We start from the raw sequence: 17,004 nt of genomic DNA, 5'->3' as shown, positions 1-17,004 counted from the left end.
GCGTTGCTTCATGGTGCGGGATCTAGTTAGATGCCAGGGCGGTATCGCCAGGCAGCAACTTGATGGTGACGCGGCGATCGAAGAAGTCATTTTCGAAGCTCTGTTCATCCTTCACCGGCGCGCTGGCGCCATAGGCCTTGGCATCCAGACGGGCCTCATCTACGCCTCTGGATACCAGGTAGCTTCTCACCTCGGCCACGCGCTGCTCTGACAGGGCCTGGTTGTAGCTGCTGTCGCCGCGGCGATCGGCGTAACCGGTGAGATCTAACTTAAGCTGCGGCGAGATCGCCATGGCATCGGCCACCTCGTTGAGCTGACTCTGAAAGTGCGGCTCGACGGTCGATGAGCCCGTCTTAAACTGGACGTTGAGCCCCAGGGCCAGCTCTTCCAAACGGGTGCCCTGATGCTGTCTAAGCTGTGCCAGTTCCACCTTGGCCTCTTGATACTCCTGCTGCACCGTCAGCAGCGCCTCATTTTGCTGCTTGAGCGCCATCATGCGGCTCTCCTGCTCGGCTAACGTGGCCTGCTGCTGTTTGATCTCGCTGTCGTTGGCCACCGTCTGGCCTATCATGCCGCCGGTGAAGGCGCCGATAATCGCGCCCACAGGGCCGGCAACCACGGCACCCAGCACTATGCCAGAGCCCACACCGATAAGCGCCTCTTCATCGGCCGAGCTATTGTTTGTACTTTGAGTCGCTTGAGTTGCGGGGGCAGCGAAAGCCATTGAGCTGCCAAATAACGAAACACTGATAAATGCGGCAATGATCTGCTTCTTCATGGGAAAATCCTCAAGTTGACATGGATTGGTAAATAAGAACCCTGTGGTTCCTGTCGATGAGGTCATTAAACCTGAGTGAAATGGCAAGTCCGGGGTGCAAAAATGACGATGCGCAGACCAAATGTGGCAAGAAAATGGCTTTTACCCCGGGCCACTTTTCTCCCGGGTATTTTGCTGTATAGTCACACTCCAGAAACCCTAAGCTGTAATGGATGGATCATGAAGCGTATTGCAATAGTGGAAGATGAGGCGGCTATCCGCGAAAACTACAAAGAGGTGCTGCAGCAGCAAGGCTACTTTGTGCAGGCGTACGCCAACCGCCCCAGCGCCATGGAGGCCTTCAACACACGTCTGCCTGACTTAGCAATCATCGACATAGGCCTAGAAGATGAGATAGATGGTGGCTTTACCCTGTGCCAGTCACTCAGAGCCATGTCGAACACCCTGCCTATCATCTTTCTGACCGCCAGAGACAGTGACTTCGACACCGTCTGCGGCCTGAGACTGGGCGCCGACGACTATCTGAGCAAAGATGTCAGCTTCCCCCATCTAATCGCTCGCCTCGCGGCGCTATTTAGGCGCTCGGACATCCAAAATGGTGCTAACCCACAAGATGGCATGATAGAGCACGGCAACCTGACCATAGATGTCAACCGCATCCAGGTCTACTGGAAACAGCAGCCTATTGAGCTGACGGTGACCGAATTTTGGATGGTGCACGCCCTGGCCAAACGCCCAGGCCATGTGCGTAGCCGTCAGGCGCTGATGCAGGACGCCAAGATCTATGTGGATGACAGCACCATCACCTCCCACGTGAAGCGGATCCGTAAGAAATTTATCAGTCAAGACCCAGAATTCGATTGCATCGATACCGTCTACGGCATGGGCTACCGCTGGGATACCCAAGACTAAGCATGTTTAATCTGCCCATCGGCCTGCGCACTAAGGTCGCCGTACTCTCCCTGTTCCTGCTCTGCCTGCCTTGGCTTGGCTATCAATATGTGTGGGAGATGGAGAAATACCTGCGCCACGGCCAGGAAAAGACTCTTGAAGGCACCACCCAGGCCTTGGCCACCGCCCTGCATGAACGCCCCAAGCTATTCGACAAGCAGGCGAGCTTCTTGTCACAAGTAAAAAAGGGGCGGGATCTTTACGCCTATCCCTTAACCGGCCCTATCCATCTGGATGGCAAGCTGGGCGAATGGGCCTCTAACCGCCACCGCGCGGTGACCTACGGCGCCGATCACCAGCTGTTTAAGGCCGATGACGGCAAGCCACTCAACGTCAGTTTCACCCATATGGTGGGCAAGTATGCCGGCTACCTCTATGGCTATTTCGAGGTGACAGATCCTAAGGTGATCTACCGCGGCACCAACAGCCTGCGCATCGACAACAACGATCATCTGGCCATCGCTACCCTGGCGCCCGACGGCCAGTTCCGCCGTTATATCGTCGCCACCATACGCGACGGCTGGATCAGCGCCTTCGAGCTGCCCGCCGATCCCCGCAAGTCCCAGCCCGTCACCCCTGAGGTGCGCATTCAGGGCAAATGGCTGAAGACAGAGAAAGGCTACAATATCGAGCTGAGGATGCCGCTTGAGATGGTGGGCAGCAAGCTGGGCTTTGCCATCGTCGATGTTAACGACAGAAAGGAACGTAACGTCGAGGCGATCGTCGGCACCTCGGCCACGGATGATGTTACCAAGCTGGGGACGGTACTGGTGCCTTCGCCTGAGATCGAGAGCATCATCAAGGGGATGAGCCACAACAGCTCGCGGATCTGGGTGGTGGATCGCCACGGCCGGGTACTGGCAAAATCTGGTGATATCTACAGCAGCACCAATGTGTGGGCGCAGACGGCAACCGAGCAGACACCGGACACCTTTTGGGGCCGCTTCAAGCAGCAGTTCCTGCACCCACTCTACTATCGCATTTTGACTACGCCGCCGAAGCATTTCGTCGACTCGCTGAAAGACTCTACCGTGCTGGAGGGCAGCCATATCCGCAAGGCCCTGGCCGGTCAGTTTGGCTCCACCTGGCGCCTCAGCCCAGATGGCAAGGCGGTGATCCTGGCCGCCGCCAGCCCCATCTGGATCGACGAAACCGTGATGGGCGTAGTGATCGCTGAGGAGACTACCCACGGCATTCGCACCCTGCGCAACAAGGCGCTGGAGAAGCTGTTTAACGTGATCCTGACCGTGATGAGCATGGGCACACTAGCGCTCTTCTTCTTCGCCTCCAGCATCTCCAGCCGCATCCGTAAGCTGAGGGACGATGCCGAGCAGGCGATCGACAGCCAGGGCCGGATCAGAAAGGCAATTGTCGGCTCTAAGGTGCGCGACGAGATAGGCGATCTCAGCCGTAGTTTTGCCAGCATAGTCGGCCGGCTGAGCCAATATACCCACTACCTGGAGAACATGTCGTCGCGCCTAGGCCATGAGCTGCGCACGCCGGTTGCCGTGGTACGCTCGTCACTCGAGCACCTCAACAGCCAGGATCTGCCGCCGCAACATCAGAAGTATGTGGACCGCGCCCACGAAGGGGTGAGCCGCCTTAATATGATCCTCAACAACATGAGCGAGGCCACCCGTCTCGAAGAGGCGCTGACCGACGCCGAGGTGGACAACTTCCCCCTCTCCAAGGTGATCTCAGGTTGTATGCAGGGCTATCAGATGACCTATGCCAATCAGGTATTTGAGCTTGAGATAGATAAGGAGCCCATGACCATGCGCGGGGTGCCCGAATATATCGCCCAGCTGATGGACAAGCTGATCGCCAACGCCATCGAGTTCAGCCAGAGCGATATGCCGATTAAGGTGTCACTCAAGGCAAAGGGCCGTCAGGCGCTGCTGAGCGTGAGTAACCTGGGGCCTTCGCTGCCCGCCAACATGGGCGAGCAGATTTTCGAATCCATGGTATCTGTGCGCGCCCAGAAGGCGCAGGACAAGCCTCACCTGGGTCTGGGGCTCTATATCGCCCGTTTGATCACCGATTTTCACAAGGGCAGCATACGCGCAGAGAACCTGATGCAGGATGGCCAGGCCACCGGCGTGGTTATCCATATCCGTCTGCCGCTGGAGGCGTAGTAACCTCCACGCTAAAAGGAAAAGCACTCCAATAAATCTCACTTTCATTTAGCCGTATAGATGTTAAGATGGCTGCATTGAGTTGCCAACACGAGAGTATGGGATGAAAAGAGAGACCAAGATAGTCAGCGTCGGCCGCGACAAGAAGTGGAGCAAGGGAGTGATCAACCCGCCGGTGTTTCGCGCCTCCACCGTGGTGTTCGACACCATAGAGGATATGCGTCATGCCACCAAGAACCGCGCCAACGGCGAGATGTTCTATGGTCGCCGCGGCACCCCAACCCACTTTGCCTTCCAGGCGGCCATCGCCGAACTCGAAGGCGGCGTAGGCACAGCCCTGTACCCTTCAGGTTCGGCGGCCATCTCAGGCGCACTGCTCTCCTTCCTCAAGGCGGGCGATCATCTGCTGATGGTCGATACCGCCTATGAACCTACTCGGGATCTGTGCGACAAGCTACTCAAGGGCTTCGGCATAGAGACCACTTACTATGATCCCCTCATAGGTGATGGCATAGAGGCGCTTATCCGCCCCAATACCAAGGTGCTGTTTCTCGAATCTCCGGGCTCCATCACGCTAGAAGTGCAGGACGTGCCGACCCTGAGCGCCATCGCCCATCGCCACAATCTGGTGGTCATGCTGGATAACACCTGGGCCTCACCCATCAACTGCCGCCCCTTCGAGCTGGGGGTGGATATTTCGATTCAGGCGGCGACCAAATATATCGTCGGTCACTCGGATGTGATGCTGGGAACGGCCACCGCCAACCAGGCTCATTGGAACCAGCTCAGAGAAAACAGCTACCTCATGGGCCAATGCACCTCGGCGGACGATATCTATCTCGCCAGCCGCGGCCTGCGCACCCTGGGAGTACGCATGGCCCAGCATGAGAAGAATGGACTAGAGGTCGCCAACTGGCTGGCCACACGCCCAGAGGTGGATCATCTGCGCCACCCCGCCTTTGACTCCTGCCCAGGACATGAGTTCTTCAAGCGGGATTTCAGCGCCTCCAACGGCCTCTTCTCCTTCGTGCTCAAACGTGGCAACATTAAGGCGATCACCGCCTTCGTCGAAGGCATGGACCACTTCAAGATGGGCTTCTCCTGGGGCGGCTACGAGAGCCTGATCCTCGGCGTCTTCGGTATCGACAAACTGCGCACCGCCACCCAGTGGGACAGCAGCAAGCCGCTGATCCGCCTGCATGTGGGCCTGGAAAATCCTGAGGATCTCATCAAAGATCTCGAGGCCGGTTTTGCCCGCTACAACGCGGTATTGGATGGCCAGAGCGACTAGCGCCTCGCCTGAATTAGCCAGAGGATCCCCCATAAAAAACGCTGTCAGATGACGGCGTTTTCTTTGTTTTGATTACCTGCTGGTTTTTCCGATTCTCGCTAGTGAGTCGCTGGCGCTCCGTTTTGCGCTGCTTGCGATCAGTGCTTAATCGCTGGCACTCATTTTTTAGCCGCTGGCGCTCTTTTTTTAGCCGCTGACTCTCAGTTTTTAGCCGCTGGCGCTCCGTTTTGCGCCGCAGGCGCTTGCCAGACCTGGGTGCCGTACAGGGGTACGGTCGACAGGCTGTGCTTATGGCTGCCATCTGTCTCCTTAGTGGAGTAAGAGAGATAGATCAGCGTCTGGCTGTCGGCGTCATAGATGCGTCTCACCTTGAGGGATTTGAACAAGATACTCAGTGAGGCCTTAAACACCACCTCGCCGCCGTGACTCTTGTCGATATTGGCGAGATCCGCAGGCAAAATCGGCCCTGTCTGACGGCAGGCGATCCCCATATCCGACGGATCGGCAAAGTCCAGATTCGCTTCGATACGACTGATATGACAGGTCACGCCGGGGATTTTAGGATCTTGCCTGGCCTCGATAATCACATCCTTGGTAGTAAAGACCCCCAGGCTCACCTTGCCCACATCATCACCGCAGCCGGTCAGCAGGCTTGTTGCTGCGACAAACATGATTCCAATCCAAGCATTCATCTTCTCTCCTTGTTGCCTCTTAGCCTTGTTGTCTCGTTGTTTTGTGGATTTATTGCCTTGACGCCTTGACGGCCTAACACCTTATTGCGTTAGCCAAACACCTTCTGCGCCCAGCGGGTTAGTCCGGCGGTCACACTACCAAAGTGGTCGCCAACCACAATCTCAGTCTCAGGATACATCTGGGCAATCTTCTGGTAAATCGCCGGGCTCTTGGCCGTACCGCCGGTGACATAGATGATATCGGCCTGCGCCTTGTCCGTCGCTTTAGCCATTGCCTCAGCCATTAAGGACTGGATCAAGCCCACAGGCTGAGCGATCGCCTCAACGAAGCCTTGCTGATCGACTTCGGCAACCAGCGCAGCATCGACATAATCCAGACTCGCCTGAGTGGCGGCATCATCTGACAGGGCAATTTTCGCCCCCTCGGCGCTGCGTACCAATCGATAGCCGAGCTGATCCCGTTGCACCTTGAGCAGGCGCGACAGCAGATCCGAGCGCTCGGCATCCTTGATCAGCTCCTCTATCATCTTGCGGCTGGTCAGGCTGGCAAAGTCACGCTGGGCGCTGATGTCGTTGACCGCTACCGCATTCCAGAAGGGTTGGCTGGGCACTGGCAGGCCATTGACCATCTGAGACCCCAGCCCAAGGTGGGGCATGAAGGCCTTCATCGCCAGGGCGATATCCAGATCGTTACCGCCGATACGCTGGCCGCTGTGACCCAGAAAATCCTCACTGCGATCGGCCTTTGCCATATGAGACGGTCCCATCTTCACCACAGAGCAGTCAGTGGTACCGCCGCCCACATCCACCACCAGCACTGTCTTGTCCTGGGTCAGGCTGGCCTCGAAATCCATACCCGCCGCCAAGGGCTCGAACAGGAAGCTCACCTCGATGAAACCGGCGCGTTTGGCTGCCAGTGCCAGGATGGCTTCGGCCTGACGGTTACTCTCCTCGCCGCCTATGCCCTGAAAATTGACTGGGCGACCGATCACCGCATGGGTGGCGCTTCCCTTAGCGCCCAACTGCTTATCCGCCAAGGTCTTGATATGCATCATCATCAGGGTGACGATATCTTCAAACAGGGCGATCTGATCCGCTCGCAGACCGGTTGCACCCAGGAAAGATTTAGGCGAGCGAACATAGAAGCCCTCTTCGGGCATCTCAAGATAATGGACCACCGCCTGCTCACCGACAAACACCGCCTGCTCATCACCGTCGAGATCAAGCGCCTGACGGGCATGACGGGCCCGGCTCAGCTGCGCCGATCGTAGCTTGGCATAATCGGCCTTCAATTCACCAGCTAGCTGCTGATAGACGGCCTCGGCAATCAGCTCACGGTCGAAGGCATACAGGGTCGATACCAGGTAGTGAGAATCCCCCGCCAGGGGCAGCAGCTGCACCCTTTCCCCATCCATAATACCGACGGCGCAGTTGGCGCTGCCATAATCGAATCCAACAAACATGCTAAGCGCTCCCGCCCATGAAAAAGCCGAGCAAAATAACACACTCAGCATAAAAGACAAGCGGCCGACTCAAATACCTACCACCCAGGCGCCGACAAAAGCGTCCGCCAATGCCGACGCAAATATCGCCCATGGGAAATCGACTAAACTTAAAGGGATATTGGGAGTCGTTATGCACTGCTTAAACCGACGTTCATTGAGTGTTATCCCCCTGCTCTTGCTGCTCTTACTAATAGCGCTGGGCCTGGGTAAGAGCGTGTCGGCCGCAGAGGAAAACAGTGAGTCCGCACGGCAAACCACGCCCCAACCCATTCCCCTGCTGCAGTTTAGCGGCGCCATAGGCCCGGCCATAGGTGAATACCTAAGCGAAGAGATAGAACGTGCCAATCGCCTGCCGGTTGAGCAGCGACCCGAGCTTATCATGATAGTGCTAGATACCCCCGGGGGGCTGGTCACCAGTCTCAGAAGCATCAATCAGGCGATCCTTGCATCCAAGATCCCCATCGCCTGTCTGGTAGCCCCGCCGGGCGCCAGAGCCATGAGCGCCGGCACCTATATGCTCTATGCCTGCCATATCGCCGCCATGGCACCCGCCACCACGCTAGGTGCGGCCACGCCTGTGCAGCTGGGCATGCCTTCGTCACCCCAGGACTCTGGTTCCGGTTCAGGTTCTGGCTCTGATCCCAAAGAATCTGGCTCCCAGGATAAGGCAGCACAAGAAAATGGCGCGGGCCAGTCTACTCCCGAGTCAACGCCAAAGGACAACAAGGATGCCATGGCCCACAAGGTGCTCAACGATGCGGTGGCCTATATTCGCTCCCTGGCTAACCTGAGGGGGCGTAACGTCGAGTTTGCCGAGCGTGCGGTCATCGATGCCGCTACCCTTACCTCAGATGAGGCGCTGGCCCAGAATGTGATCGACCTGATGGCGGCCGATCCACAAGAGTTGGTGGCCAAGCTCGAAGGCTTCAGCGTGGTGGTGGATGGCAAGGCTAAGCGCCTGTCCCTCGCTGGTGTGAGTCTAACGCCCCATCAGCAGAGCTGGCGCAATCGCGTCATCGCCACCATAACCGATCCCAACATCGCCTATATCCTGATGCTGATCGGTATCTATGGCCTGCTGCTGGAGTTTTACAGCCCTGGCATAGGCGTTGCCGGTGTCACCGGCGGTATCGCCCTCCTGGTCGCCCTCTACGCCTTTCAGCTGCTGCCGGTCAACTACGCCGGGCTTGGACTTATCCTGCTGGGCATAGCCCTTATCGTCGCCGAGTCCATGGTGCCCAGCTTCGGCATTTTGGGCCTGGGTGGTATCGCGGCCTTCGCCCTGGGCTCGCTGTTTCTTATCGATGCCGAGGGCGGCGATCTCTCCATCTCACTACCGCTGATTGCCGCGGTGACGGTTACCGCTTCGGGTTTCTCTCTCTGGGTACTCTCCAGCCTGTGGAAGGCGCGTAAGGCCGCCAACGTCAGTGGCGACGATCTGCTCATCGGCGCCAGTGCTAAGGTGGTGAAAGGCTTCGAGAAGTATGGTTTGGTCACCCTGGGCGGCGAGTGTTGGCAGGCCAGATCCGATACCCAGACCCAGACGGGTGAGACGGTTGTCGTACTTGGACGCGACAAGCTTACCCTGATCGTCACCCCAGCGGCGACGCTGCCCGATTCAGACAATCCTTAGGAGGTTGATATGCAAGCCTTAGCCTACAATACCCAGCTGTTCTTCGTCGCCCTCATTTTCCTGCTGGTGTCTTTGCTGATCAGCACCTTCAAGATCCTGCGGGAATATGAACGCGGGGTGATCTTCATGCTGGGTCGCTTCTACCGGGTCAAGGGCCCTGGGCTCATCATAGTGATCCCCTTGGTGCAACAGATGGTGCGGGTGGATCTGCGCACCGTGGTGATGGATGTGCCGACTCAGGATGTGATCAGCCGCGACAACGTCTCCGTGCAGGTCAATGCGGTGATCTACTTTCGGGTGATAGATGCCCAGAAGGCGATAATCAATGTGGAGGATTTTCTGCAGGCCACCTCACAACTGGCGCAGACCACACTGCGCTCGGTACTCGGGCAACATGAGCTGGATGAGATGCTGGCCAATCGCGACATGCTCAACACCGACATTCAGTCTATCCTCGACAGCCGCACCGACGGCTGGGGGATCAAGGTCTCCAACGTGGAGATAAAACATGTGGATCTCAACGAGACCATGGTGCGCGCCATCGCCAGACAGGCGGAGGCGGAGCGGATCCGGCGCGCCAAGGTGATCCACGCCTCGGGCGAGATGGAAGCCTCGGCCAAGCTGGTAGAAGCGGCGCAGAACCTTAAAAAGTCGCCCAACGCCATCTTGCTGCGTTACCTGCAGACCTTGACAGAGATCGCCGGCGAGAAGAACTCGACCATCCTCTTCCCTCTGCCGATGGACCTCCTCAAGGGGGTGCTAAATCGGGTTAGCGACCAGGAGGAGACCCCGGCAAAGAAAACGGAAGACTAATGGCCGAAACGGGTGGCCTCGAAGCGGTTAAGCAGCAGATGCACCAGGTAGCAGGCCATCAGAGTAAGCACTATGGCGCCTAAGATACTCGCACCGCGATAGAGGCTGCTGTAGATGAGATCGTTCGCCGGCGTCAGGTTTTGACCATAGAGGGCCCCCATGGTGGTCATGGCGCCGAATCCCACCCCAGAGCCCATCGCCTCGGTCACATGAGCCTGACTAAACAACAGGGTCACCAACCAGAACAACGGCAGCAGGAGCACCAGCTCATGGGCCCAGGTATAGAGCAGCAGCTGCATCAGCAGGCCACAGGTCACCCCGAGTATGGTACCTACGGCGCGGCGTCTGGCATAACCCAGGGCGCCGTTCCAGTGCATGGGAAAGAGTAACAACAATGTGGTCGCCTGGGCCGCCAGAGAATCACGCAGATCAAACACCTGAAACACGGCGAAGGAGATGGTGGCGATAGTCGCCCCCATCAGCGCCTCGTGACGCATGCGATGGGGCGCCTTAGGCATGGCAGCCATAGGCGCCCGTGCATCGACGTCGGGAAACAGGTACATCATCAGATAGGCGATAAGCACGGAAAAACCACAACCCATAAAGTTATTGATCGCCAGCTCTGTCACATCTGTATCCGGGTAGCTGGCAAAGTGCAGCATGATGCTCAGGCTAATCACCCCTGTGGCGCCAAACAGAAACAGGCTGCCGCGGGACATGCAGGCAAAGCGGTAGAGAAACAGCAAAAAGGCGACGATAGACATCACTATCGGGTGCGAGCCGAAATACTCGGCCAGCAGCGCCACCTCTATGATGGCGATGGCGGACGAGGCCATCACCTGTCGCACCACATGCAGCGACATCTTGGGCAAGATCCCCAGCATCAACATGGGTAGAACGGTAAAGAAGACCCCGTAGTTAAATTCCAGCACCTTGCAGCTAAGAAAGCCCAAGGTGGCGCCAGTCGCGATACGCAGACACTGGCGCAGATCGTTGGCACTTAAGGGATGATGACGAATTAACACGCTGCGCCCCTAGTAGATGTAATGCAGCAGGCTGATGAACTTGATCTGCACCTTGGCAAACAGCTCATAGATCACATTGCTTGGCTGAAGCTGCACGGTTGCCTTGGCGCCGGCCGGCAGGGTTATGGCCACATCGGGGGCCAGCTCCAGGTGAAGACGGAAACGCTGGGCATCTCGCACCCAACGGTTTGACTCGGTTGGGGTCGCCAGACGTCCGTTGGCATCGAACTGGGCCTGACTCACACCGGCATCGACACTGCTGACGCTCGCCTGAAACAGCTCGCCCGGGCGACCGTCGAAGGCCACCAGCGCGGTCGCGCCTGGGGCGATGTGGCGCAGGTTCTTCTCACGAAAATCGGCGATCACATCCACATTATCCAGCAGCAGCGCCATGACGGGCGTCGACTGATTCACCATGTTGCCCGAGGCCAACTGCACGTTGGTGACCACACCATCGTGTTCGGCGCGGATCTGGGTATAACTCAGGGCCAATGTTGCCTGAGACAGACGATTCTTGGCCTGACGCAGCTTGAGGTTATCCTCGCCCGGTAAGCCCCTCAGGGTCTGTACCTTAGCCAGCTGCGCCTTGGCGGCCAGCAACTGTGAGCGACTGGCTTTCACCTCAGTTTGGGCCTGATCGATCATCTGCTGTGACACGCTCTGATTAGCATAGAGTGATTGAATACGTTTGGCCTCACGCTGCTTGAGCGCGTAGGCGATCTCCTTGGCGTTCACCTCGGCAGTCGCGGCGGCAATCGCCGCATCTAACTCGGCGTTATCTTGTCTCGCCTGCTCCAGGGCCAACTCGGCCTGCTCCTGGGCCAGCAAGAAAGGGGTGGCATCTAAGCTGAACAGCAGATCCCCCTGCTGCACCTTCTGGTTATTGGCGACCTGTACCGAGACGACTCGGCCACTCACCTGAGGCGCGACCTGGGTAATAGTGCGTGTCGCCATCGCCTGGGTGGTCAGTGGCATCTTAAGGTCGGCCACCAGGAAATAACCAAACAGCAGGATGAAGCCGATGCTGGCAAACTTAACTAAACGGGCAAATTGCTGATCCGGTGTCATGCTTTCTACTTTTCCTCTTTATCTGTGGCGGTGGGGTGTAATTTCTTTACGGCGTTTTCGCTGATGCGGTTGAGCACAAATTCGAACGCCTCGAGCTGCTCTGGGCTGACGCCCTGATAAAGCTCGGCGCGCAGATCGATAATGCGCTGACGGATGAAGGCCAGCAGATCCAGGCCGGCCTGGGTCAGGGAGACGCGCCGTACGCGTTTGTCATGCTCGCAGCAGTGACGCTCGATAAGAGCCTGCTGCTCCAGCTGACTCAGGGTGCGCATCAAGGACGCCAACTCTATCTCGAGGGCCTCGGCCAGATCTTTCTGACTGGTCTGCTGGCCCATGCGATAGAGCTTCCAAAGCACACTCCAGCGGCTATGGGTCAAGCCCAATGGGGCAAGCTCGGCATCGGCGACCATGCGCCAAAGTCTTGCGAGCCTGGCGACTCGCTCAGCATTGGACGATTCGGCCCAATCTCGATTTTCTGCTGTCATCTTGATCCTCATTGCTGGGTAGCGACACCCGACAAATTACTTAGCATGCTAAGCATTATATTTATTTAGCAGGCTAAGTAAATAGCGAAATGAAAATAAATTACATCCAGGATCTGCATCGCCTGGCGCCCTCACCCACTTAGAAGCCTAAAAATAATGAATTAGGTGAGTTAATAGGAAATGAGTGAAAACGGAAAAGAGAATTAGAAAAACTGAGGGGTAGACGGTAGACGGTAGAAGTCTAAACAATGAAAACTATTGGATATAGCGGGTTTCTCGGCATATGTCACCGAATAGAAAAAGGACACAGGGCAAAGCTATAAAGACAAACAGGCTGATGGTCACCAGCAGCTAACATCTTAACCAGCAGCTAACGTCTTAGCCTGCACGGCGCTTGGTTCAGGGCAACTAGCTCAAACGCAGCAACTGACTTCTCTTCTACTCACCAGGAATCATTAGACAAAACCCAGCCAATAAAAAAGCGAGCATTGCATAACACAACACTCGCCTTTGCTTCTTACTCTGAATACATTGGCTCAGACTCTAAAAACTGAAAGGCTATCTACATCCTCGCCAATACTGCTCATCAAGCAGACAGGTCGCCCGATGCAACTCATCTCTAGCAGCCCTTTAAGTATAGAAGCTGTTCTGGCTTTTCGCCCAAACAATCGCGCAGATATCAGAGCCGACCAGTTAGCCTTCCTGGTGCTGGCGCTGTTTGCGCTCGACCTTGTCCTGACGGCGCGCCTCGATCACCTGCTTCACATCGCTGCCGATATGGCTCTCGCCGCGTGACTTGGCCAGTTGCACCTGACGCTCACGCTCGACGAAACGCTTGCGCTGCTTGTCAGACAACTTGTCGATGCAGTGTGGGCAGCTTACGCCCTGCACATAATGCTCGCTTTGCTTGTCTTCTTCGGTAATAGGCAGACGACAGGCATTACACTGGTCATACTGTCCCTTTTCCAGCTGATGGTTGACCGACACGCGATTGTCGAACACGAAACACTCGCCTTCCCAGAGGCTCTCCTCGGGTTTAACCTCTTCCAGATACTTAAGCACCCCACCTTCTAAGTGATACACCTCATCGAACCCCTGCTCTTTGAGGTAGGCGGTGGATTTCTCACAGCGAATGCCGCCGGTACAGAACATGGCGACCTTCTTGTGTTGCTTAGGATCCAGATTCTGCTTCACATAGTCGGGAAACTCTCTGAAGGTCTGGGTCTTAGGGTCGACCGCATTCTTGAAGGTGCCTATGTTGACCTCATAGTCGTTACGGGTGTCGATTAGTAGCACCTCGGGATCTGAGATCAGCTTGTTCCAGTCCTTAGGCTTCACATAGGTGCCCACCACCTTACGGGGATCTATGCCTTCGACCCCCATGGTGACTATCTCTTTCTTCAGCTTAACTTTAGTGCGATAGAAAGGCATCTCATCGTCAAATGACAGCTTGTAGACGATATTATCCAGCCCTGGCTGGGCGTCTAACCAGGCCAATAGACTATCGATCCCCGCCTGACTGCCGGCAACCGTACCGTTAATCCCTTCACTGGCCAACAGCAAAGTGCCCTTGATCTCTAAGGACTCCATCTCCTTCAGCAAAGGCTGCTGCAGGGCTTCGAAGGCCGGCAGGGAGACAAATTTATATAACGCACATACAACAAACTGAGACATATCAACCTCTTAAACTGCTCGCTGAGGCTTAATCCCCAGTGCATGGATAGACGCGCTCACCACCTAAGTATGAACCTCAGAATAAACCCAAGCATGAAGCTGAGAATAAACCTAAGTATCAACCTAAGCATGACCATAAGTGACTTAGCGCGCAAAATGGAGGCGAATTCTACCTAAATCACAGTTAAACAAACAGGCAGAAAAAGTAAGGGTATTTTATTACCCTTTGCGCGGTCGCCTGCTCAATAAGACGAAAAGCCATTCGGGGTTGCGATTTGGCGCAAAGCCATGAAGAATAGCGCCAGCAATCAAGGAGACCCCATGGCCTACCCCATATTATATTCGTTTCGCCGCTGCCCCTATGCCATGCGCGCCCGTCTGGGCCTCTTTCTCGCTGGCCAGGAGGTGGAACTCAGAGAAATAGTGCTCAAACATAAGCCCGAGCCCATGTTAGCGGCCAGCCCCAAGGGCACAGTGCCAGTATTGATCTTAGAAGATGGTAGCGTGATTGACGAGAGCCTATCGATCATGCTGTGGGCGCTCGGTAAGAAGGCCAAAGAGGGAGATCAGAAGGGAGATGATAAAACAGAAGCGCTGCTCCTCAGCCATGAGCCTGACCTGCAACAAGCCGCCATGGCGCTGATCACTGAAAACGACAATGAATTTAAGCCCTGGCTGGATAAGTATAAGTACGCCGATCGCCATCCAGAGCAGACGCAAGAAGACTATCGTGCCCAGGGCGAGCGCTTTATCGCCAGGCTAGAAGTCAGGCTGAACGAACACGCCCAGCTGATGGCAGACGTTACAACCGTCGCCGACTATGCCATCTTCCCCTTCGTGCGCCAGTTTGCCCACGTGGATAATACCTGGTGGCAACACGCCCCCTACCCTAAGGTGCGCGCATGGCTCGCCAATCACATAGATAGCCCAGTCTTTACCGCCATCATGAAGAAATACCCCACCTGGCTCGACAGTGGTGAGAGCTTTTCCCTGCTAGAAAACTAACCGGGAGCATACAAAAAAGGCGCCCTCAGGCGCCTTTTTCCTTCCTATCTGTCTATGCTGAATTTCACTGCAGCGACAACTGATACACGCTGGTGCTGCCGCTCACCTCATTGCCTATGATCAGCAGCGGCTTACCGTTGGGGCTGTCGGCCGCGGCCACGAAGCTCATCCCTTCTGGGCCTAGATCCCCCGCCGCTTCAGGCGAACCTGTGATGTCGCTGCCATCGATCTCGAAACCAACCTCGAAGTCGCGATTGACCACATAGTCGACAAACTTCACCGCAAATGGGTTGGTGATCTCATAGATCATGAAGCCAGAGGTGCGCTCCAGGCCGATGAAGGCGTAGCGCTTACCCTCAATCTCACCAATCGCCAGCGCCTCGGGCTCGGCGCCTTTATCGTCGCTACGGCTGTCGCCCTTATTCTCTTCGTTATTGTTGTTGAAGTTCATCCCCAGCAGTGCTGCCGTGATGCGGGAGAAATCGCTGCCGCTGTCGAACACCTGCTGACCGTTTTGATCCCAAATTGAAAATGAGCGACCGCCGTAGGCCACTATCTTGTCGAAGTCACCGTCACCATCTTCATCTCCCATTGAGGTAGTCACCTTAAGGCGCGCCAGTTGCGTCTTGTCCCGGGCCGCGGCAAACTGCGGATGGTTAGCATCGAGCGTGAGGTCACCGGCGCGGGCCTCTTCGGAGAAGCCGCCGTAGTCGCGAGAATCCCCCTCGTTGGCCGTTACCACAAAGTCACTGCCATGCCACTGGTAGCTGGCGATAGTATCGGGCTGATACAGGCCCACTACACCCGGATAGGCCTGAATATTGACCCTGTCATCCTTGTCGCTGGCATCGATCGCATTCTTCGCTAAACCAAAATCCTTAAAGCCGAGGGGCCAGATGGCCTTAACTGCTTTGCTTGGAATGTCGATCACCGCAATTGCGTTGTTTTCCTGCAGGCTGACATAGGCGAGCTTATCGTCTGGCGATACGCTGATATATTCAGGCTCCAAGTCTTGCGCGCGGCTGGCACCCGGGCCGTTTATCTTGATGTCGCTCGACAGCTCGGCTTCACGCGCGCCGCCCAGATTAAAGTCGCTGAAATCCAGTAAGGTCGCGCTGGTCGCCGGCATACCATCGGTCACGGCTATGATGGCCACCGTGCCCAGCGGATCGACGCTGTAGTCATCGCTCGGCTCACCTTCACCGGCCACCAATACTTGCTTGCCATCATGGCTGAATACGACATTGTCTGGCAGTGCACCGACCTCGACACCATGGATAAGGCTGGCTTCACCGGCGCTATCGATGCGATAGAAGGCAACATAGCCCATCCCCAGCTTGCTGTTACCCACCTCATCGCCGCGCTCTATGGCCACCGCCAGCAGATCGCCATAAATAGCCAGGCTATTGACGCCGCCAAGACGAGCCAGGCCAAGATCTTGCGCCACATCCAGCACTGCCAGCTTAGGCAGGTTATTGAGCATCAGGGCATCGCTGCCTGCTGCCGGGCTGGCGGCTAAGTTGGCCGCATCGACGATATCCACCTTGCCGCTCTGGGCGTTCACCACGAAGATACGTTTGCTTGCCACATGAAAACCGACGATCTCGGCGGCGCTCTGACCATAGACGCCAGACTCATAACGGCCCACCAGCTCGGCACTTAGCCCAGACACCGTCTCACGGCAAAGGTATTGGGTCTGCTCGGCGTTAACTTCATCGCTGTCCAGCACGCCATTGCCATTGAGATCCAGGCCTGTCTGTATCATCTGTCCACCGAGTGGACACGTAAGGTCGCCCGCAGGCAACTGGGTAAATGCAACCAGGCTATTCGCGCCGTTTGTGCCATTGCTACCATTTGCACCATCTTTGCCGTCATCGCCGCTACAGGCCGTCAGACCCAAAGTTGCCACGACCACAGCTATCGCCGTTTTCTTCATCTTGTTATTCATC

14 protein-coding genes are annotated in these 17,004 nt (G+C 56.4%); 6 read left to right on the top strand and 8 right to left on the bottom strand.

Annotation, left to right across the window (positions count from 1 at the left end; all coding sequences use genetic code 11):
• Positions 1 to 22: 22 nt before the first annotated feature.
• On the bottom strand, positions 23 to 778 hold the full coding sequence (gene pdsO / locus K0I31_RS09230) for a sortase-associated OmpA-like protein PdsO (RefSeq protein WP_220080616.1): 756 nt from the start codon (positions 776 to 778) through the stop codon (positions 23 to 25).
• Between the two features lie 219 nt (positions 779 to 997).
• Here pdsO and pdsR point away from each other — a divergent pair, with 219 nt between their 5' ends.
• The 3 genes from pdsR (at position 998) to K0I31_RS09215 (ending at position 5,155) form a co-directional block, all read left to right on the top strand.
• Complete coding sequence (gene pdsR / locus K0I31_RS09225) at positions 998 to 1,690, top strand: proteobacterial dedicated sortase system response regulator (RefSeq protein ID WP_011865589.1); 693 nt, start codon at positions 998 to 1,000, stop codon at positions 1,688 to 1,690.
• A 2-nt stretch (positions 1,691 to 1,692) separates the two neighbouring features.
• Positions 1,693 to 3,864 carry a proteobacterial dedicated sortase system histidine kinase gene (gene pdsS, locus K0I31_RS09220; protein ID WP_220080615.1) on the top strand — a complete coding sequence of 724 codons (2,172 nt, stop codon included), beginning with the start codon at positions 1,693 to 1,695 and terminating at the stop codon, positions 3,862 to 3,864.
• Between the two features lie 103 nt (positions 3,865 to 3,967).
• Complete coding sequence (locus K0I31_RS09215) at positions 3,968 to 5,155, top strand: cystathionine beta-lyase (RefSeq protein WP_220080614.1); 1,188 nt, start codon at positions 3,968 to 3,970, stop codon at positions 5,153 to 5,155.
• A 200-nt stretch (positions 5,156 to 5,355) separates the two neighbouring features.
• Here the strand turns inward: K0I31_RS09215 and K0I31_RS09210 are convergent, their stop codons facing one another.
• Together K0I31_RS09210 and yegD are read right to left on the bottom strand one after the other, a co-directional pair.
• Complete coding sequence (locus tag K0I31_RS09210) at positions 5,356 to 5,847, bottom strand: CreA family protein (RefSeq protein ID WP_220080613.1); 492 nt, start codon at positions 5,845 to 5,847, stop codon at positions 5,356 to 5,358.
• Between the two features lie 89 nt (positions 5,848 to 5,936).
• Positions 5,937 to 7,310 carry a molecular chaperone gene (yegD, locus tag K0I31_RS09205; protein WP_220080612.1) on the bottom strand — a complete coding sequence of 458 codons (1,374 nt, stop codon included), beginning with the start codon at positions 7,308 to 7,310 and terminating at the stop codon, positions 5,937 to 5,939.
• Here yegD and K0I31_RS09200 point away from each other — a divergent pair.
• On the top strand, positions 7,309 to 8,985 hold the full coding sequence (locus K0I31_RS09200; RefSeq protein ID WP_258406615.1) for an NfeD family protein: 1,677 nt from the start codon (positions 7,309 to 7,311) through the stop codon (positions 8,983 to 8,985). The two genes, yegD and K0I31_RS09200, sit on opposite strands and share 2 nt — an antisense overlap.
• A gap of 9 nt (positions 8,986 to 8,994) precedes the next feature.
• The gene (locus K0I31_RS09195; protein ID WP_011865583.1) at positions 8,995 to 9,798 is read left to right on the top strand and encodes a slipin family protein; all 804 of its coding nucleotides are present in this window, start codon (positions 8,995 to 8,997) and stop codon (positions 9,796 to 9,798) included.
• Here K0I31_RS09195 and K0I31_RS09190 read toward each other — a convergent pair.
• From K0I31_RS09190 to trhO, 4 genes are all read right to left on the bottom strand, one after another.
• Positions 9,795 to 10,823, bottom strand: a complete 1,029-nt coding sequence (locus K0I31_RS09190; RefSeq protein ID WP_220080611.1) for a DUF2955 domain-containing protein — start codon at positions 10,821 to 10,823, stop codon at positions 9,795 to 9,797. The genes K0I31_RS09195 and K0I31_RS09190 overlap by 4 nt on opposite strands.
• A gap of 9 nt (positions 10,824 to 10,832) precedes the next feature.
• Entirely contained in the window at positions 10,833 to 11,891 is a 1,059-nt protein-coding gene (locus K0I31_RS09185) for an HlyD family secretion protein (protein ID WP_011865581.1), read from the bottom strand.
• Between the two features lie 5 nt (positions 11,892 to 11,896).
• A complete protein-coding gene (slyA, locus tag K0I31_RS09180) occupies positions 11,897 to 12,376 on the bottom strand; it encodes a transcriptional regulator SlyA (RefSeq protein WP_220073754.1) in 480 nt (159 codons plus the stop codon).
• A 693-nt stretch (positions 12,377 to 13,069) separates the two neighbouring features.
• Entirely contained in the window at positions 13,070 to 14,050 is a 981-nt protein-coding gene (trhO, locus tag K0I31_RS09175) for an oxygen-dependent tRNA uridine(34) hydroxylase TrhO (RefSeq protein WP_011865579.1), read from the bottom strand.
• Positions 14,051 to 14,371: 321 nt separating this feature from the next.
• Between trhO and K0I31_RS09170 the strand changes: the two genes are divergently transcribed.
• Positions 14,372 to 15,055: a glutathione S-transferase gene (locus K0I31_RS09170; protein ID WP_220080811.1), complete on the top strand. Its 684-nt coding sequence runs from the start codon at positions 14,372 to 14,374 to the stop codon at positions 15,053 to 15,055.
• A gap of 64 nt (positions 15,056 to 15,119) precedes the next feature.
• On the opposite strand, the gene K0I31_RS09165 is transcribed toward K0I31_RS09170, so the two are convergent.
• Entirely contained in the window at positions 15,120 to 17,003 is a 1,884-nt protein-coding gene (locus K0I31_RS09165; RefSeq protein WP_220080610.1) for a choice-of-anchor I family protein, read from the bottom strand.
• Between the last annotated feature and the right edge of the window lies 1 nt (position 17,004).

Origin of the sequence: Shewanella spartinae, from assembly GCF_019457555.1 — a bacterium.
Lineage (GTDB): Bacteria > Pseudomonadota > Gammaproteobacteria > Enterobacterales > Shewanellaceae > Shewanella > Shewanella loihica.
This window is presented reverse-complemented; position numbering and strand designations above follow the sequence as displayed.